Annotated in this window: 15 protein-coding genes; 4 read left to right on the forward strand and 11 right to left on the reverse strand. The window is 68.1% G+C overall.

What is annotated here, in order from left to right; all coding sequences use genetic code 11:
• Positions 1-28 precede the first annotated feature (28 nt).
• The 8 genes from KF689_02900 to KF689_02935 all read right to left on the reverse strand — a co-directional run bounded on the left by KF689_02900 (position 29) and on the right by KF689_02935 (position 8,676).
• On the reverse strand, positions 29-775 hold the full coding sequence (locus KF689_02900) for a GIY-YIG nuclease family protein (GenBank protein MBX3132324.1): 747 nt from the start codon (positions 773-775) through the stop codon (positions 29-31).
• A 1-nt stretch (position 776) separates the two neighbouring features.
• A complete protein-coding gene (locus KF689_02905) occupies positions 777-1,928 on the reverse strand; it encodes a DNA cytosine methyltransferase (protein ID MBX3132325.1) in 1,152 nt (383 codons plus the stop codon).
• Between the two features lie 664 nt (positions 1,929-2,592).
• Positions 2,593-4,239: a M20/M25/M40 family metallo-hydrolase gene (locus KF689_02910; GenBank protein MBX3132326.1), complete on the reverse strand. Its 1,647-nt coding sequence runs from the start codon at positions 4,237-4,239 to the stop codon at positions 2,593-2,595.
• A 35-nt stretch (positions 4,240-4,274) separates the two neighbouring features.
• Positions 4,275-5,522: an ABC transporter permease gene (locus tag KF689_02915; protein ID MBX3132327.1), complete on the reverse strand. Its 1,248-nt coding sequence runs from the start codon at positions 5,520-5,522 to the stop codon at positions 4,275-4,277.
• A complete protein-coding gene (locus KF689_02920; GenBank protein ID MBX3132328.1) occupies positions 5,519-6,217 on the reverse strand; it encodes an ABC transporter ATP-binding protein in 699 nt (232 codons plus the stop codon). Before KF689_02920 ends, KF689_02915 begins: the two co-directional genes overlap by 4 nt.
• Positions 6,214-6,708, reverse strand: a complete 495-nt coding sequence (locus KF689_02925) for a DUF3299 domain-containing protein (protein MBX3132329.1) — start codon at positions 6,706-6,708, stop codon at positions 6,214-6,216. Before KF689_02925 ends, KF689_02920 begins: the two co-directional genes overlap by 4 nt.
• Positions 6,705-7,850, reverse strand: a complete 1,146-nt coding sequence (locus KF689_02930) for a DUF2911 domain-containing protein (GenBank protein ID MBX3132330.1) — start codon at positions 7,848-7,850, stop codon at positions 6,705-6,707. The genes KF689_02925 and KF689_02930 overlap by 4 nt, the downstream gene beginning before the upstream one ends.
• A gap of 37 nt (positions 7,851-7,887) precedes the next feature.
• The gene (locus KF689_02935) at positions 7,888-8,676 is read right to left on the reverse strand and encodes an MBL fold metallo-hydrolase (protein MBX3132331.1); all 789 of its coding nucleotides are present in this window, start codon (positions 8,674-8,676) and stop codon (positions 7,888-7,890) included.
• 188 nt (positions 8,677-8,864) lie between these two features.
• Between KF689_02935 and KF689_02940 the strand changes: the two genes are divergently transcribed.
• Entirely contained in the window at positions 8,865-9,335 is a 471-nt protein-coding gene (locus KF689_02940; protein MBX3132332.1) for a GreA/GreB family elongation factor, read from the forward strand.
• Here the strand turns inward: KF689_02940 and KF689_02945 are convergent.
• From KF689_02945 to KF689_02955, 3 genes are read right to left on the reverse strand one after another with little or no spacing between them, the layout of a single operon-like run.
• Positions 9,332-9,916: a TlpA family protein disulfide reductase gene (locus tag KF689_02945; GenBank protein ID MBX3132333.1), complete on the reverse strand. Its 585-nt coding sequence runs from the start codon at positions 9,914-9,916 to the stop codon at positions 9,332-9,334. The two genes, KF689_02940 and KF689_02945, sit on opposite strands and share 4 nt — an antisense overlap.
• Entirely contained in the window at positions 9,916-11,160 is a 1,245-nt protein-coding gene (locus tag KF689_02950; protein MBX3132334.1) for an exo-alpha-sialidase, read from the reverse strand. The genes KF689_02945 and KF689_02950 overlap by 1 nt, the downstream gene beginning before the upstream one ends.
• A gap of 1 nt (position 11,161) precedes the next feature.
• Positions 11,162-12,688: a glycerol-3-phosphate dehydrogenase/oxidase gene (locus tag KF689_02955; GenBank protein ID MBX3132335.1), complete on the reverse strand. Its 1,527-nt coding sequence runs from the start codon at positions 12,686-12,688 to the stop codon at positions 11,162-11,164.
• Between the two features lie 57 nt (positions 12,689-12,745).
• Here KF689_02955 and fadI point away from each other — a divergent pair, with 57 nt between their 5' ends.
• From fadI to KF689_02970, 3 genes are all read left to right on the forward strand, one after another.
• Positions 12,746-14,038 (forward strand): acetyl-CoA C-acyltransferase FadI, encoded by a 1,293-nt coding sequence (fadI, locus tag KF689_02960; protein MBX3132336.1) that lies wholly within the window; start codon positions 12,746-12,748, stop codon positions 14,036-14,038.
• A complete protein-coding gene (gene fadJ / locus KF689_02965; protein MBX3132337.1) occupies positions 14,038-16,191 on the forward strand; it encodes a fatty acid oxidation complex subunit alpha FadJ in 2,154 nt (717 codons plus the stop codon). Before fadI ends, fadJ begins: the two co-directional genes overlap by 1 nt.
• 180 nt (positions 16,192-16,371) lie before the next feature.
• A complete protein-coding gene (locus KF689_02970) occupies positions 16,372-17,985 on the forward strand; it encodes a hypothetical protein (GenBank protein ID MBX3132338.1) in 1,614 nt (537 codons plus the stop codon).
• The last annotated feature ends 6 nt before the right edge of the window (positions 17,986-17,991 follow it).

Genomic DNA, 17,991 nt, shown 5'->3' on the forward strand with positions numbered 1-17,991 from the left:
AAACGCGAAGTCAGCGCGTCCGAGCGCATCACGATTCGGCGGAGTCATCATCGTCTCCATCATCGGGGAGTCCCTCAAAGTGTGCGAAGCGTCTCTTCGCGAGTGACTGTAGGCGCTCACTCTGCACAAGAAGAACTCGACGCAAGCCAGGTGCTACCTTTCTCTCGCTGATGATCTGCGCGAGACGGGCGAGCGTAGCGGCTCGACGAGCGATGCGGACGTCTGGATGGCTGCGAAGTGCGATGACGCTGTCGCTTACGATTCGTCCGCGGAACGACGCTGGCAACTTCGCCTTCTTTTGCGCTGCAGGGACCTTTTCGTTGAGCACCGCGCTGAACTCGGAGTTCTCGAGGACCTTGATGTACACGGTAGCTTCGAGTCGGTCGAGCAACTCCTTCACCGCTGGGTCGTTGGTCTTCTTGCCTTCGAGATCCGGAAGGGGATAGAGCTCAACCTCGTACACTTCGAAAGGATCGAGCACACTCATCGCCACAGCGTCAGTTCGCTGATTCGTTAGGTGCCTGCCGACGCGCCCGCTGAGCTTCTCGCGTGTCTGTCCGACGTAAATGGGCTCGCCGTCGTAGTCGTAGAACACGTAGACGCCAAACGTGTAGGAACCCAGTCGAACCTGCTTGCCTGAGATTGGATCCTTGACCTGTTGGTCAAGAAACGCCTTGAGGGCTTTGCGAAGCTCTGCTGTATCCAGTGGCGGATGCGAGACACTGTCGCTGATCGGAGCGCTGTTCTGAACGGGCTGCTTGCTCTTGCTTCCCATCTCACCCCACCGCCATGAGAGAACGAGTCAACAACGGCTTGAAGAGATTCCGTGCTAGGTGACGAACCACCGGGACCGCAACGCCGTCACCGGCGAGGTGATACGCGGCGTTGTAGTTGCTCGGAAGCTTGTACTTGTCCGGTAGTCCCATCAGCCGGGCTACTTCACGCGGCGACAAAAGTCGACTGCGAACCGACCTGCCTTCGACAACCAGTAGGGTTTGCCTGCTCGACCCACCGCCAGGCGTGCGCAGGCAGCCTGCGATACCGTCAAATCGCACTTCGGCACGCTGAATTTTCTCTCCGGTCGGAGCGACTCGAGTCCGACGGTAGATCGTGCCGACTTGACGTTGCCCGGATTTCATCGCGTCCTTCACTTTCGCCGCGTTGAGCGGCGACATCATTGCGAGCAGCTGAGCGGTCTTCTCTTCTGAATTCCACTCCACGCCGCTCGGGTTTTCCTCAATGATCTCAGAGAGACTCTTTCGAGCGCCTCGTGGCATCGGGACCTTCCACCAAATCCACTTCTGTTTCAGGTTGGACGGTAGCGACTCGAATGCGGCGACGACGGCCTGTGAATGCCAAGCGTTCACAGGAGCGGCAGACACAAGCTCTTCCGGCACATTGGCAGACTCGTGAACGCCAACGATGAAGAGCCTCGGCCGAGACTGTGGCAAGAAGTGCACGGCATCGATGACCATTGCCCCGACACTGTAACCCTCTTCCACGAGTGCCCCAACGATGGAGGCAAAGTCGCGCCCACGATTCGAGGTGAGCGTGCCATAGACGTTCTCGAGAGCGACGACGCTCGGAGCGCGCTCCTGTTCGTTCAGTTGTGCGATGATGCGCCAGAAGGACCAAAACGTCCCTGACCGCCCGCCCTTGAGGCCGGCTCCGTTCCCTGCAAGCGACAAGTCCTGGCACGGGAACGAGGCCCATGCCAAGTCTGCGTCTTCAGTGATCGAGTTCGCGCTCAGCTTGCCAACGTCACCGAGAACGAGCTCATCGGCCGGGCTGAAGTTCGAGCTGTACGCCGCCGCCTTCGTCCGATCTATGTCGTTGGCGAGCAAGCACTTCCAATCCGCTCCGAGCCCAAGGCGCGCCATTCCCGCACCGGCGAAGAACTCCAGAAATGTGAACGTGGGTTCGGGCATATGAATGCGGCGGAGGGCGGAAGAAGCCTGAGAGAAGTACGGCCGAATATAGGCCGAAGTCCCGTTAGCTGCAATCATTGGATTGCATACCGAACCAGACTAACGCGTGCGTACTCCAGAGCTTCAACCTTCCGGAGGGTGCAGCGTCGAGTCCTTCGCGAAGACGTAGAACTCGCCCTCACCGACCACGTGCCGTCGGTAGAAATCTGCGTTGCTGAGCATCTTGGCGGCCTCTCCCGGATTGGTCACGGGGAGAACGGGTGGCCAAGTGATGACTTCCTGGCCGATGAGATGATCGGGAACCGCTTCCCATCGACCACCCTCTAGAATGATGAAAGCTCTTCGCTGCGCCATGACTCTCTCGGTCGCTATAACGTGGATTATCCGAAAAACGAACACAAACTCCCCTGCTTATTCCCCCGACTATCCTTGCAGGGAACTCACACTATCCCAAACCTCACTCCACGCTAACCCCCTGCGCAAGCACGATTTGTGCCGCACGCCTAGGCCATTTCGTACCCGGCTATCTTACCGCGCTATGCTGCAGGCAACTCGCACTATTCCATCCACATCCTTCGACCTCACCAAGCCAGAAAAGGGGCACGGACCATCGGTCCGCGCCCCTTCTCGCCCTTCCATATCTTTTCAGCCCAGCCGAAAAACCCTACCGCGTAGCCTGCGGCGTCCGCCGCGTCGCCGGATTACAATCCCGCCACTGCCCCGGCTGCCCACCCGGACCAGCAGGCAACGGATCCATAATGTCACGCGGCATCCGCTCCGGGTCCTCGCTGGCCAGGTACGCCAGCATCGCCACGAGCGTCGCGTTGTTCTTCAGGTCGTACTCCACAACCTTATCGTACGTGTCGCGGTCGGTGTGCCAGGTGGTGAAGCTGTAATCCCAGCTGAGCGCGCCAAGGTTGAACGCGGGCGCCTTGTGACACACGAAGCTGGCGTGGTCGGTGCCGCCGGTGGCCTGCCCACCAGTGGGGTTGAAGCGGATCCACTGGGTGATCTCGCTGGGCACCTGCCCGAGATACCGCTCGATCCGCTGCGCCGCGCCAGGGAACGGACCGGCGCTGAGATTGACGACGCGGCCGGTGCCGTTGTCCTGATTCCACAGCGCCTGCAGGCCACGCACGACTTCCGGATGATCCTCGCTGAACGCGCGCGAACCGTTGAGGCCCTGCTCCTCGCCGCTCCACAAGCCGACGAGAATGGTGCGCTTGGGATTGGGATACACCTGACGCAAGATGCGCAGCGCCTCCATCATCGTGATGGAGCCGGTGCCGTTGTCGGTCGCGCCAGACGACGAAGACCACGAGTCGAAGTGCGCCGAGAGGAGCACGTACTCGTCTGGCTTCTCGCTGCCGCGGATCTCGGCGACGACGTTGAACACGGGACGCTCGCCGACGATCTCGCTGTCGGTGAAGGCCCGCACGCGCGGGCCCTGGTTGTTGCGCGCGAGACGGAACAGCAGCCCGTAGTCCTCGCAGCCGACGGCGAACGCGGGCAGGGTCTGCTGCGGCGACCCGAACACCTTCTGGATGCCGGGATAGTTGCTGAACTGGTGGGTGAAGACGCCGAGCGCGCCGGCATCCTTGAGCTTCTGCCACACGTTGCGGCCGCCGCTCATCGCGACGTTGAGCTGGTTCCACTCCTGCTGCATCGCTGCCTGCGCCGCAGTCACGCGGTCGCGCTCCTCAGGCGTCGCGAACTCGGCCCACTGGCCGGGCGAACGGCAACTGAGCCGCGGTACGCTCATCAGGAAGAACTTGCCGCGCACGTTGGGCAACCAAGCATCAAAGGCCTCAGGCGTGCTGATGCCCTCAGGATACGCGATGACCTGGCCCTCGACAGGACGGCGCATCCCGGGGCTGTAGGTGAGCGCGTAGGCCTCGAGCGAACGCACGCGCGGGGTGAGCAGGTCGATGTGGGTGACGCCACGCTTCCAGCCGAGCCAGGTGCCGTACTGCTCCTTGCGCGCGGTCACGCCCCAGCGCTGGAAGGTGCTCACGGCCCAGTTCTGCGCCGCATCCATATGCGGGGACGCGGTCATCCGCTGCCCGAGCGAGTCCATCAACTGCTGCGCGAGGCTCATCGCCTGCGAACGGTTCATCCCCTCGTCCCACATCCGCTGGATGATGGGATCGGAGGACGGCGAGCGACGGATGTACGTGGGGACGCTGTTGACGTCGATGGGATCGGCCATCGGATTGCGCGCCCCCATCGGGGGACGGGCCTGGCCGGCCGGCTGCTGCGCGGCGAGCAGCGGCGCGACGAGCGCGACCGCTAGCAATGCTCTGACGAACACGGACTTCTCCTTGCAAGTGTGGTGGAACGGTTCCCTCAAACCTTGACGCTGAGTCCATCCGCCAACGAACTACGATACGCCTTCCAGGCCGGCAGCATTCCCACGAGCGTGCCGGCGACGACAACCAATCCAAGGAATCCCCACGCGGTGGCGCTGAGTGGCGCCATCGCGAGCGCGAGTCCGTAGCGCGACTCGATCGCGCCGGACGCCAGCGCCAAACCAAGGTACACCAACAGGACGCCGGCCACCGCGCCGCTGAGCGCGAGCAGCGCCGACTCGCTCACGAGCAGGGCGGAGATGGTGCGGGGTCCGGCGCCGACGGCGCGCAGCACGGCCATCTCGCGGCGTCGGCTCTCGAGCGAGGCATACAGGGCCACGCACATCCCGATCAAGCCGACGAGCAGCGTGAACAGGCTCACCAGCCGCAGCGCGGCCTCGGCGTTGCCGACGACGTCCCAGAGCTGCGCCAAGGCTACGCCAGGCACGATGGCAGTGAGCGGGTCGACGATGTCCTCGTTCATCTCGCGCTGCAGGCGCAGCGTCTCGAAGCGGTTCTTGGTGCCGACGAGGAAGGCGGTGATCGGCGGCTCGGCGTCGTGCAGGTGGTCGTCCGGCGGACCCATCGGCAAGCCGCCGCGATGCGCCTCGGCCTCGTGCATCGCCTCCAGCCCCTCGAGCGTCACGTACAGCGCGCGGTCGATGGGCGTCACGGTGCGATTGATGATGCCGACGACCTTGAACGGATGCACGTCGTGCTCGGCGAAACTGACGTCGGCGATGCCGTGGGCGAGCACGACCTCGCTGCCCAGCGTGTAGCCGAGCCGCCGCGCCACCTCGTGGCCGATGGCGACTTCGTCGTTGCCGCTGGGTGCGCGGCCCTCGGCGAAGGTCACACCCTGGTCGCGGAAGCGGTAGCGCTCGAAGAACGCGCCCGTCGTGCCGATGACGCGGAAGCCTTTATGCGAATCGCCGAGCGAGTAGGGAATCGTCCACGCCACGGCGGGATGCGCACTGTAGCGTTGGTAGGTGGCCCACTGCACGCTGCCGGAGGGCGTGGCCATCCCGAAGACAGTGCTGAGCAGGACCTGTGTGGTGCCGCCACGCGCGCCGACGATGAGATCGGTGCCGCGGATGGTGCCGGCGAACGAGTCACGCACGCCGCTGCGCAGGTGCTCGATGCCCACCAGCAGCGCGACGCTGAGCGCGATGCTGGCGACGGTGAGCGCCGAGATGGCGACGCGGGCGCGCAGGGACCGCGCGGCGAGCCCGAGCAAGAACATCACGCCGCCAGCTCCGTGGACGCCCGGTTGAGCGTCGCCAAGGCCAGCGTGCGCCCGAAGCGCTCGGCCAGCGCGAGGTCGTGGCTCACGAAAAGCAGCGTGCTGTTGGCCGCGGCCACCGAGGCGAAGAGCAACTCGAGGAAGCGGTCGCGGCGGTCGGCGTCCAGCGCCGAGGTGGGTTCGTCGCAGACGATGAGCTCCGGCGCGCCGATGAGTGCGCGTGCGACGGCCACGCGCTGCTGCTGGCCAACGGAGAGTGCGGTCACGGGCTTGTCGATTAAGGCCGTCAGTTCGAGGCTGCCGGCCAGGCGGTCGGCTTCGGCGAGCGGATTGGCGCCGCCGAGGCGTGCGCGCCGTGCCGCCGAGAGCCGCAGCGGCAGCAGGATGTTGTCACGCACCGAGAGGTACGGGATCAGGTTGAACATCTGGAACACGTAGCCGATGTGCGCGGCGCGAAAGCGGTCGCGTCCGGCGGAACCCATCGCGCCGAGGTCGCTGCCAAGCACCTGCACGCTGCCAGTGACGGGCGCGAGCACGCCGGCGACGAGGCCGAGCAGGGTGGTCTTGCCGCTGCCGCTGGGGCCGTGCAGGAACACGCGTTCACCGCGGGCGACGTGCAGGGCGGCGATGTCGAGCACGGGCGCACTGCCGCGGTACGCGAAGCGCACCTCGTGCAAGGCGATCGCGGGGTCGGTCACCGGCCTGTGTACGGGCGCATCGAGAGCCCTTCGATCGTGAAGCCGACGGACCCGTAGGGCGAATCGTAGTTGACGATGCGCAGCGTGCCTTCCATCCACACGGCATCGAAGAGCGCGAGCTTCACCGAGCGGCCGCCGGTCATCGTGACGAAGGCCATCTGGTTGGGCGGCGGCGGCGGGGTGTGCACGCAGGCGCCGTAGTACGGCACGAGCAGGAACTCGGCGCCTTCCTCCATCGCGTCGTCGAGCGGCACGATGAAGCCGGGGACCCGCACGCGCTGGCCGTCGAGGCGCCTGAGCGTGTCGGGCGCGGTGCCCTTTTCGTAGTCGAGCTGGCCGAGCAGGCGCCAATCGACGGGTACGGCGCTCTGCACCGCACTGGCGGGCGCCGAGGCTGGTGCCGGGGCCGGCGCGCGGGTCTGCGCCGCCGAGGTGAGCGGAAGGCTCGCGGCTGAGGCGCAGGCGAGGACGAACGCGACGCGTCGCATCATCGGCGCGTCACCGCGAACTCCGCCACCATCTCGGTGCGGTCCCACTGCAGCGCGAGCAGGCCGCGGCCGTTCTCCTCGCGCACGCTGATCGTGAAGGCCTCGACTTCATTGGCCAGCGGCCGCGCGCGCAGCGGGATGCGGCCAAGGTCACGCGCCTGGTCGTACTGCTGGCCGTTCTGGCCGGTCTGGCGATTGATGATCAGGATGCCGCCCGTGGCCTCGGGGATCGAGTACAGCGTGTACTCGCCCGGCGGCACGACGAGCTCGCCGAAGCGCAGCTCGGTGTCGGTCTTGAAGTGCGTGGCGCGGTTGGCGCCGGTGCGCCAGAGCTGGCCGTAGCGCACCAGCGCGCCCCAGATGTCGCGGCCGCGCTTCATCGGCACGCCGTAGTCCAGCGTGAACGTGGCGCCGAGCACGCGGGTCTCGCCGCCGCCGCGCCCGGAGAGCTCGCCGACACCGCGGCCGGTGGCGTCACGGTTGGCGAAGTCGCGCGCGAGCGCGACCACATCGGAGTTGCCGCTGCGCGTGACGATCAGCGCGCGCGTGGTCGCGCCGGCGTCGAGCGTGCGGATGGAGCCGTCGGGCAGCACGGTGAGGCGCATCGTGCCGCGCGTGGGGTGCGTGACGGTGGCCGAGTCGCGGCCGATGAGCGCCAGCGGGAAAGGGCTCACGCGCTGGCCGCTGAGCATCGGTGCGCCGACGGTGCTGGCACCGCTGCTGCGCAGGCGGCGCAGCGCCACGTCGAAGGGCCAATGCACGAGGTCAATGAACGGCAGCCACTCGGCGGGCGCGGCGACCATCCGCTCCGTGCGCTCGGCGGCCTGCGTGGTGATGTGCAGCGAATCGCCGTGCTTCATATATCGCACCGTGCGCGTCTCGGCGCCGGTGGTGGGGTTCAGGTCCACGACCGTGAGCGAGGTCAGGTTGCCGCGGGCGTCGAACTGCGCGCGCTGGCGTTGCAGCGTGGTGCGCGGGGATCGCGTGACGACTTCTGCTTCGATGACGTTGCCGGTGCGGATGATCCGCTCGACGGAAATCGTGTCGACGCCGAGACGGGCGGTGAGCGTGGACGTATCGGGGCGCGCCTGGGCGCCGAGGGCCGCTGGGGCCGTGGCCACGAGGGCAAGCAGGAGGAGTCGCATAGTAAGAATTCTACGCCACAGGGCCCCCCTTCGTTGCCTAGAGCGGCGGCATCGTCCGGCGCACGCTCTGGACGAAGCCGAGGCGCGAATAGTCCCCGAAGCTCCATCGGCCCGTCAGATCCTCGCCGCCGAAGACCTGGTCGCGGATGGCGCGGTCCACCCAGCCCAGGCGGATGAGGGTTTCGATCTGGCCGATGGTCTCCTCGATCCAGTCGGCCTTGGCCCGCAATTGCGCGACCGGGTCGTCCAGGCGCCCGCGGTGGGCGTCGAAGAAGCGCTCCGGGTGCCAGCTGGCCACTTCGCGGAGGGCCAGCACCTGCGCGCGCAGGTCCTCGTCGTGATGCGCGATGCGCACCTTCACGCCGATGAACAGGTCGCCGCCGAAGACCGTGCCGCGCTCGGCGTCCCAGACCACGTGGTGGTCGTCGGAGTGGCCCGGGGTTGGGCGAAGCGTGAGCGCGTCATCGGCGAAATCCGCGAGCGGCTGCGTGAGCTGCCGTCGCCGGCCCCAGGTGAAGCGCCGGTAGAATCCCACGCGTTCGGCAGCGCGGAGACGCCGCTCCGTGAGCGCCGCGCGTTGCACGCCGATGCCGCGGGCGATCAGCGCGGGCAGGCCGCCCGCGTGATCCTCGTGCGCGTGCGTGAGGATCGCGCCGCGCACCGGATGCGCGTCGAGCCAGGCGCCGAGGGCCGGTGCGGCGTTGGGGAAGGCCGCGTCCACGAGCACTTCGCGCGTGACGAAGGCACTCACCGCGTAGCCGACAAGGCGGCTGCGCCAGGAGGAGAATCGCAGTTCGGTGACGTCGCCGTGCGAGAGGACTAGCATACTCGCTGAACGATACCCGCGGAGCCGAGTCTCAGCGCACACCCAGCGGCGCCGGGCGCGACGATTGCCGGGGACCGCGTCGGAGAGTACATTTCAGGCGTTGAGGCAAGTGACCGGCGCCCGGCCATCAGGTCGGGCGTCGGGTCTTTTTTTCGCCCCCCGCGACATCCCTTTCCGAGGGTAGCCCCGTGATCGAGGCGCTCAAGCAGAAGCTCACCGACGAGGCGGAGAAGCTCCGCATCGAACTGAACGTCACGCTCCCCAACGAGATCCGCAAAGCCGTCGAACTCGGCGACCTGCGCGAGAACTCGGAGTACAAGGCCGCCCTCGAACGCCAGCAGTTCGTGCAGGCGCGGCTCGGGCAGCTCACGCAGCGCCTGTCCAAGCTCTCCAGCATCGACGAGTCGCAGATCGCCAGCGACGCCGTCGGGATGGGCTCCAAGGTGACCGTCGAGGACCAGGACTCCAAGGAGCGCGAGGAGTACCACCTGATCTTCGGCGACGCCGAGGACTTCGAGGACGGGCAGGTGACGATGTCGTCGCCAATCGGCCGCGCGCTTCTCGGCAAGAAGGTGGGCGAGGTGGCACTGCTCAAGCTGCCGGCGCGCACGCGTAAGCTGAAGGTCGTGAAGCTCGTGACGATTCACGAGGACATCTAGCGTCCGCTAGGCTCGCTCAGCACGGAGTCGAGGAGGGCGCGCAGTCCGGCGTCGCTGGCGCGCACGGGCCCCATATGCCGCCAGCGCAGCGTGCCGGCGCGGTCTACGAGATGCGTGCTCGGCACGCCGAGCGCCCGGAACGTGAAGGACGCGCGGTCGTCGGGATCGAGCCAGAGTTCGTAGCTCGCGCCGAGTTCGCGCGCGAAGCCGGCGATCATCGCGGTGTCGGAACTGACGTCAATGCTGACGCCCACGATGCGTAGGCCACGCGCGCCGAACTCGCGGTGCAGGGAGTCGAGGGCGGGAATCTCCTCGCGGCAGGGCTTGCACCAGGTGGCCCAGACATTGAGCATCACGACGTTGTCGCGCTGCTCGGCGAGCGTGACCGGCGTGCCGTCGAGGCGCTGCGCGGCGTAGGCCGGCGCCGGCTGGCCGACGGCGACGACTCCGCCGCGGGCGGGCGCATCGCCGCAGGAGGTGAGGGCCGCGACCGCTACGGCGACCGCCACCGAAGCCGCCACCGAAGCCGCCGCCGCGACAGCGCCGCGCGCGCCGCGCGTCCCACGCCAACCCCAAGCCATCACTCGCTCCGGCGGTACGTCGCGGCCTTGATCGCGCTCGGCGTACCCGGTTCCGTCCACGCGAGCAGCAGCCCGTCGGCGATGCGGGTCATCCGCGGGAATCCGCTGGACCGCGCCGCGCTGGACTGGCTCACGACCACGGACTCGCCGCGCGTGCCGTCGCGTGCAACGCGGCGCAGGCGCACACTCGCAGAATCGCCGCTGCCAATTTCGAGCCAGCTCACGTACGCCGCGCCATCAAAGAGTTGCAGTGCCACGCGGCCGGCGGGCCTGCCGTCGTCCACGCGCAGGGGCGCGCCGAAGCTCGCACCGGCGTCGTACGAGAACGCGACCTGCACCTTGGCGCTGTCGCGGGCGCCGGTGAACCAGGCCACGGCGACGGTGTCGCCATAGGCCTGCACCATCGGGCCGTTCACCGGGCAGAAGTTCACTTCCCAGTTGTCGGCGTGCACGCGCGTGGCGGGGGTCCAGGCACCATCCACGAATCGGCTCACGGCGATGTCGCGGATCTCCGGCGTGCCCTCGGTGCGATCGCGGAACGCCACCACGGGCCCGCGCGTGGTCATCGCGGCGCTGGTCTGGCAGCAGTCGCAGACGCGTGTATCGATCACGGTCTTCGTCTGCGGGCGCATCGTGGCGCTCCACGAATTACTCGCCAGCGTCATCGGCGTGCCGTGCCCGCCGCCTCCGTGCGCGTGCCCGCCGCCGAGGTTGTGGCCGCCGTCAAGGAAGAACACCTGCGCGCCGTCGGCGGTGGGCAGCACGGACACAAAGCCGTGCTCGGCCTCGATGCCCGCGCGATGCGGCGTCACCGACGCGGACCACGTCGCCCCGTCGTCGCGCGACTCGGCCATCCGCACCTCGTAGGCGTAGCGCGCCGTGCCGTTGCGCTGCAGCCAATGCGCCAGGAGCCGGCCATCGGCCAGCGCGGTCACGGAGGGGAAGTCGGCCCAGTTCACGAACAGGTCGCGGCGGCGCAGCACTTCGCGCGGCTCGCTCCACTGGCCATCGTCACCGCGCACGCTGAGGCGCAGCGCGTGGCCTTCACCGGTCACCGGTTCCAGCCAGCTCATCACCACGCGGCCATCGGGCGCCGTGTGCAGATTGGGCTCGCCGGCGCCGGCGCCCGATGGCGCGTCGATCGCCGTCAGCGCATAGCGGTGCAGCGGCGCGTCAGGTGCATCGGGCGTGCAGGCGAGCGCGGCAAATACAATGAAGGGCGTCCAGCGGCGTGCGGCGTGCATATCAGGGCGTGATGGTGAAGATGTCGGCGATACTGCGTTCATACTCCTGCACCGCGTGCTGGATCCCGGCATCGGTCCAGCCCAGCGTCGCGGCCATCCGCTTGGCAATGCGCGGGGCCACGCTGCGGCCTTGGTCGCGCAACTCGAACGCAAGGAAGGTACGCCGGATCATCACGTCGGCCAACGACTCCGCGAACTCCTGCGTGACGGCGCGGTCGACGTCCACCTCGCGCCAGGCGAGCTCGGGCACGATGCGCACGTCGCTGCCGCTCTCGGGGGCGCGCGCGCCGGGCAACGGCGCCTCGGCGGTGTCGCAGCGGCGACGGCCCATCCCGAGACGTTCGAGCGCGGCGTCCACGATCTGCGCGGCCTGCGGGCGGTACGTCGTGAGCTTGCCGCCGGTGGCGGTGAGCACGCCACGGCGCGTGACGTGCACCGCGTGCTCGCGCGAGGCGCTCGACGGATTGCCGGTGTTGCCCGCGGCCACCAACGGCCGGATGCCCGCCCAGGCGGAGACGATGTCGTCCTCGCCCAGCCGCGCATCGGGGAAGAACCGATTGCAGGCGTTGAGGAGGTAGCGCACATCGGCGCGCGAGGCGCGCACGCGCCGCGGATGCTCGTCGGTCGGCGTGTCCGTCGTGCCGATGATCGTGTGCCCTCCGCTGGCCGGCAGCGTGAACAGCACGCGCCCGTCGTCCGGCGAGAGCATCGTCACGGCCGACACATTGCCCACGCGCGCCGCCGGCACGGCGATGTGCACGCCCTTGGTGCCGCGCACGGCCGGGCCGGCCTGCGGATCCTCCATCCGCGCGATCTCGTCCGTCCAGGGACCGGTGCAGTTCACGACGAGGCGCGCGCGCACGTGCACGCTGTGCCCGCCGATGAGGTCCTGCACCTCGACTCCGTCGCAGGAGCCGTTTGCGTTGGCGTAGGTAAGGCGGTGCACCGGTGCGTGATTCATTACCACAGCGCCGTGGGCGACGGCATCGAGCACGTTGGCCAGCGTCAGGCGCGAATCGTCGGTGCCGGCATCCCAGTAGGTGGCGCCGCCAAGCAGTTGGTCGCGCGCGAGCATCGGCTCGGACTCCAGCACCTGTGCCGCGCCCAGCCGCCGGTGCCGCCCGACGTTCCGGAACGTGGCCAGCGCGTCGTACATCGTGAGCGCCGCGCCCAGCTGCCAGCGCTTCACCCGCGCGCCGCGGTACACCGGCCAGGTGAACCGCAGCGGCCGGACGAGGTGCGGCGCGTTCTGGAGCAGGCGCCGGCGCTCCTGGCTGGACTCCCACACCAGGTGCAGGTAGCCGTGCTCGAGGTAGCGTACGCCGCCGTGGATGAGGCGCGAGGAGCGGCTGGAGGTCCCGGCGGCGAAGTCCTCGGCTTCCACCAGCGCCACGCGCAGGCCGCGGCGGGCGGCGTCGCGGGCCACGCCGGCACCGGTGATTCCCCCGCCCACGACGACGAGGTCGAAGCGGTCGGCGGCCAGCGCCGCGAGGCGCGCGGCCCGGGGGGAGGGCGGGGAAGCGGACATCGCTTGGACGATAGCCCCGCCGCCCCCACGGGGATAGGCGGCAGCTACCTTTATGGTATGCCTATCTATGAGCCGGGGCGGCGCATCGCGATCATCGCGGGCGTGCGGACCCCATTCGCCAAGGCCGGCACCACCCTCAGGGCGCTCAGCGCGATCGAGCTTGGCAAGATCGCCGTCAGCGAATTGGTGCATCGGACCGAGTTGGACCCCAAGAGCCTCGACCTGCTCACCTTCGGCACGGTCATTCCCAACGTCACGGCGCCGAACATCGCGCGTGAGATCGCACTGCTGCCGCTGCTGCCCAAGGGCGTGGATGCCTTCAGCGTCTCGCGCGCCTGCGCCTCGGCGAACCAGGCGATCACCGACGCCGCCGACCAGATTGCGCTGGGCCACGCCAGCATCGCCATTGCCGGCGGCGCCGAGTCGCTGTCGAACGTGCCGATCCTGCACTCGCGCGGCTTCTCCGACGCGCTGGTCGCGGCGAGCAAGGCCAAGACCCTGGGGCAGCGCGTACAGGCCTTCTCGAAGATCCGCGGCAAGGACTTCATCCCAATCACGCCGGCCATCGCCGAGCCGACCACCGGTGAGACGATGGGCCAGAGCGCCGAGAAGATGGCCAAGCTCAACGGCATCACGCGCGAGGAGCAGGACCGCTTCGCGCTGGCCTCGCACCTGAACGCGGCCGCCGGCATCAAGGACGGCCGCCTCAGGGCCGAGATCGCGCCGGTAATCGCCGGTCCCAAGTACGAGGCGGTGACCGACGACAACATCGTGCGCGCCGACACCACTTTCGAGGCGCTCTCGGCGCTCAAGCCGGTGTTCGACAAGCGCTACGGCAGCATCACCGCGGGAAATGCGTCGCCGCTCACCGACGGTGCGGCAGCGGTGCTCCTGATGCGCGAGGACGTCGCCAAGTCGCTGGGCTTCACGCCCAAGGCGTACATCCGCAGTTACGCCTACGCGGCGCTGGATCCGGGCGAGCAGTTGCTGCAGGCGCCGGTGCTGGCCGCACCCAAGGCGCTCAAGCGCGCCGGTCTCACGCTCGCGCAGATGGATCTCGTCGAGATGCACGAGGCCTTCGCGGCGCAGGTGCTCAGCAACCTGAAGGGCTTCGAGAGCAAGGAGTGGGCGCAGCGCGCCGGCGCGAGCGAGGCCACCGGCACGGTGGACCGCAGCAAGCTGAACGTGATGGGCGGCTCGGTGAGCATCGGGCACCCGTTCGGCGCCACGGGCGCGCGCATCCTCACGACGCTGGTGAACGAGCTGGGCCGCCGCGGCGGACAGTTCGGCCTGATGACCGTCTGCGCGGCCGGCGGGCTCGGCCACGCGATGGTGGTGGAGCGCGCCTGATGCCCAACGCACTCAGCCTGGAGATGGTGGACGGCGTCGCCGTCATCACCTTCGACCTCAAGGACGAGAGCATCAACAAGTTCTCGCCAGCCGTGATCGACGAGTTCACGGCGATGATCGAGCGCCTCGACAAGGACGCGTCGGTGAAGGCCGCCGTGCTGATCTCCGGCAAGCCGGGCACGTTCATCGCCGGCGCCGACATCGACCAGTTCCTCGAGTTCAAGACGGCCAAGGACGCGCAGACGGCCAGCGCGTTCGGCCACACGATGATGTCGCGCATCGAGAAGGGCCGCGTGCCAGTGGTCGCCGCGATCGAAGGCGCCTGCCTCGGCGGTGGCCTGGAGTTCGCGCTGGCCTGCGCGTATCGCATCGCGGCGGACACGCCGAAGATGGTGCTCGCGCTGCCGGAAGTGCAGCTCGGCTTGATCCCCGGCGCCGGTGGCACGCAGCGCCTGCCGCGCCGCGTCGGCCTGCAGGTGGCGCTGGATATGATCCTGACCGGCAAGAACGTGCGTGCCAAGAAGGCCCTGCAGACAGGCCTCGTGGACGAGCTGGTGCACCCGAGCATCCTGCGCAGCCTCGCCATCGAGCGCGCCAAGGAGCTCGCGGCCGGCACCATCGCGCGCCAGCGCGACGACCGCAAGCACGGCGCCAAGGAGATGTTGCTGGACGACAATCGCCTCGGCCGCGCGGTGGTATTCCGGCAGGCGCGCGAGATGACGCAGAAGAAGTCCAAGGGCCACTACCCGGCGCTGTTCGCCGCCATCGACGCCATCCAGGCCGGCTACTCCGGCAGCGAAGCCGAGGGCTTCGCCGAGGAGGCGCGGCTCTTCGGCGAGATGGCGATGACGCCGGTGTGTAAGCAACTGATGTTCCTCTTCTACGCGACCACGTCGCTGAAGAAGGACGCCGGACTCGGCGTTGACGTGAAGGGCAAGCCGGTCGACCGCATCGCCGTGCTCGGCACAGGCTTTATGGGCGCCGGCATCGCCAGCATCAGCGTGGCGCAGGGCGTACCGGTGCGCTTCAAGGACACGTCGCCGGCGCAGGTGGCCAAGGGCGTGGCGGCGGTGCGCGACGTGATCAAGGACCGGCTCACCAAGCGCCAGATCACGCGGCAGCAGTTCGACGACCAGATGTCGTTGGTGGCCGGCACCACCGACTACACCGGCTTCGGCCGTGTGCCGCTGGTGATCGAGGCGGTATTCGAGGAGTTGTCGGTGAAGCACAAGGTGCTCGCCGAGACCGAGACGGTGCTGCCGCCGGACGCCATCTTCGCGACTAACACCAGCACGATCCCGATTACGAAGATCGCGGCGGCGAGCAAGCGCCCCGAGCAGGTGATCGGGATGCACTTCTTCTCGCCGGTGCACAAGATGCCGCTGCTCGAGGTGATCGTCACGCCGCGCACGGCGGCGGAGGTTGCGGCGACGGTCGTGGACTTCGGTCGCCGCATCGGCAAGACGGTGATCATCGTGAACGATGCGCCGGGCTTCTACGTGAACCGCATCCTCGCACCCTACGTGAACGAGGCGGGCCTGCTGCTCGACGAGGGCGTGGCGGTGGACGCGATCGACAAGGCGATGGCGCAGTTCGGCTTTCCGGTGGGGCCGATCAACCTCATCGACGAAGTCGGTCTCGACATCGCCGGCAAGAGCGGCGCGATTATGGCCGAGGCCTTCGGCGGCCGGATGACGCCGAGCGTGGCGCTGCGCCAGGTGCTCGGCGCCGGCCGGCTGGGCCGCAAGGGCAAGAGCGGCTTCTACGTGTACGACGAGAAGGGCAAGCGAGGCGACGTGGATGAGAGCGTCTACCAGATCTATCCCGGCGGCGCGAAGCGCACGCAGGTGCCCAAGGAAGAGATCCAACGCCGCCTCAGCCTCGCGATGGTGAACGAGGCCGCACGCTGCCTCGAGGAAGGCATCATCCGCTCCGCCCGCGACGGCGACATCGGCGCGGTGTTCGGCATCGGGTTCCCGCCGTTCCGTGGCGGGCCGTTCCGGCACATCGACGCGGTGGGCGTGGCGGAGGTGGTGAAGCAGCTCGAGGCGCTGGATGCGAAGGCGTCGGGCCGGTTCACGCCGGCGAAGCTGCTCGTGGAGATGGCACGGGAGGGGCGGACGTTCTATCCGGCTGAGGGGAAGCGGGTTTGAGTTAATGACGGATGACGGATGACGGATGACGGATGACGGATGACTGATGACGGATGACGGATGACAAGGGACGGATGACGGATGCTTCTTTGGCGGAACAGGCGGGCTTGCCCGCGGAACTCATCAATTCAGCGTGAAATGAACCGACTATTCCTCGTGGTAACGGCTGCCGTACTTGTCTTGCATCCGTCCTCCGTCATCCGTCCCCTACACGCCCAACAAACCCGCGCCGAGTCCAGCGCCTACACCGCGACCTCGAGCCACGCTGACGTGCTCGGCTTCCTCGACTCGCTGCAGCGCGCGCATCCGGATGCCTTCGTGCGCGGGGAGATCGGAACGTCAGGGCAGGGGCGTGCGCTGCCGTACCTCCTGATCTCGCGGCCGCTAGTGCGCGATGCGGCCGAGGCGCGGCGCAGCGGCAAGCCGATCGTGTACGTGCAAGGCAACATCCACGGCGGCGAGGTGGAGGGGAAGGAAGCCCTGCTGGCGCTGGTCCGTGACCTGCTGCGCGACGCGCGGCCCAACGTGCTGGATTCCATCGTGCTCGTCGCGGTGCCGATCTACAACGCCGACGGCAACGACGCCTTCGGGCCGCAGGAGCGGATGCGGGGCTCGCAGAACGGGCCGCAGCTCGTCGGCAACCGGCCCAACGCGCAGACGCTGGACCTGAACCGCGACTACATCAAGGTCGAGGCGCCGGAGACGGCGGCATCGATGCGGATGTTCGCGCTGTTCGATCCGCACGTGTTTATGGACCTGCACACGACCAACGGGTCGTATCACGGCTACGCGCTCACCTACTCGCCGTCGTTGCATCCGGGTGCGATGGATCCGGTGCTGGCGCCGGCCGGTCCGTTCACGCGCGATACGCTGCTGCCGCTGATCCGCCAGCGGATGCAGGCGCGGCACCGCATCGAGACCTTCGACTACGGCAACTTCACCGGCCGCGACGACGTCACCAATGCGCAGAAGTCCGGCTGGGCCACGTATGAGCACGTGCCGCGCTTCGGCACCAACTACTACGGCCTGCGCAACCGCATCTCGATCCTCAGCGAGGCGTACTCGCACGATCCCTTCGAGCGCCGCGTGCTTGCGACTTACCACTATGTGCGTGAGACGCTGAGCGCGGTGGCCGAGCATCGTGACGTGGTTTTGGCGCGCACACGGCGCACGGGGATGCCCGCGGCGCTGCCGGCGTCCACAGCGGTGCCGATTCGCGCGCGGATGACCACGACGCCGTTCACGGCGCCGATTCTCGTCGAGACGCTGATCCCGACGGGCGACTCGATCCGCTACGAGCCCGGGCTGCGCCGCGGCTTCCGGCGGTCGAACGTGTTCACGGCCGTCGAGATGCCGGTGTACGACCGTTTCGAGGCCACCCGCACGCGCACGCTGCCCACCGCGTGGCTGGTGCCCGGCGACGACACGGCCTTCGTGGCGCGTCTGGGCCTGCACGGCCTCGAGCTCACCGAGATCAGCTCGCAGGGCGGCTCGGCGGGCACGGTGAACGCCGAGCGTTTCATCGTGGACTCGATCATTCGCTCGCCGCGCAACTTCCAGGGGCACAACGAAGTGCGCCTTGAAGGCCGATGGGAGCCGACGCGCGTGGACCTGCGCGGCCGTTTCTGGCTGGTGCGTGCCACGCCGCGGCAGGCGCTGCTCGCCGCCATCCTGCTCGAGCCCGAGAGCGATGACGGGCTCACGACCTGGAACTTCCTTGACGCCGCGCTCCGCGTCGGCGCGCCGCACCCGGTGATGCGTATCATCGGACCGCTGCCGCGCACGCTGCGCTGACCCTAC

This window comes from Gemmatimonadaceae bacterium, assembly GCA_019637355.1.
Taxonomy (GTDB): domain Bacteria; phylum Gemmatimonadota; class Gemmatimonadetes; order Gemmatimonadales; family Gemmatimonadaceae; genus Pseudogemmatithrix.

What these genes read in the sequence shown, in the direction of transcription:
- KF689_02900 (MBX3132324.1), bottom strand. Translation starts at nt 775, where the DNA reads ATGGGAAGCAAGAGCAAGCAGCCCGTTCAGAACAGCGCTCCGATCAGC.
- KF689_02905 (MBX3132325.1), bottom strand. Translation starts at nt 1,928, where the DNA reads ATGCCCGAACCCACGTTCACATTTCTGGAGTTCTTCGCCGGTGCGGGA.
- KF689_02925 (MBX3132329.1), bottom strand. Translation starts at nt 6,708, where the DNA reads ATGATGCGACGCGTCGCGTTCGTCCTCGCCTGCGCCTCAGCCGCGAGC.
- KF689_02930 (MBX3132330.1), bottom strand. Translation starts at nt 7,850, where the DNA reads ATGCGACTCCTCCTGCTTGCCCTCGTGGCCACGGCCCCAGCGGCCCTC.
- KF689_02935 (MBX3132331.1), bottom strand. Translation starts at nt 8,676, where the DNA reads ATGCTAGTCCTCTCGCACGGCGACGTCACCGAACTGCGATTCTCCTCC.
- KF689_02945 (MBX3132333.1), bottom strand. Translation starts at nt 9,916, where the DNA reads ATGGCTTGGGGTTGGCGTGGGACGCGCGGCGCGCGCGGCGCTGTCGCG.
- KF689_02950 (MBX3132334.1), bottom strand. Translation starts at nt 11,160, where the DNA reads ATGCACGCCGCACGCCGCTGGACGCCCTTCATTGTATTTGCCGCGCTC.
- KF689_02955 (MBX3132335.1), bottom strand. Translation starts at nt 12,688, where the DNA reads ATGTCCGCTTCCCCGCCCTCCCCCCGGGCCGCGCGCCTCGCGGCGCTG.
- fadI (MBX3132336.1), top strand. Translation starts at nt 12,746, where the DNA reads ATGCCTATCTATGAGCCGGGGCGGCGCATCGCGATCATCGCGGGCGTG.
- fadJ (MBX3132337.1), top strand. Translation starts at nt 14,038, where the DNA reads ATGCCCAACGCACTCAGCCTGGAGATGGTGGACGGCGTCGCCGTCATC.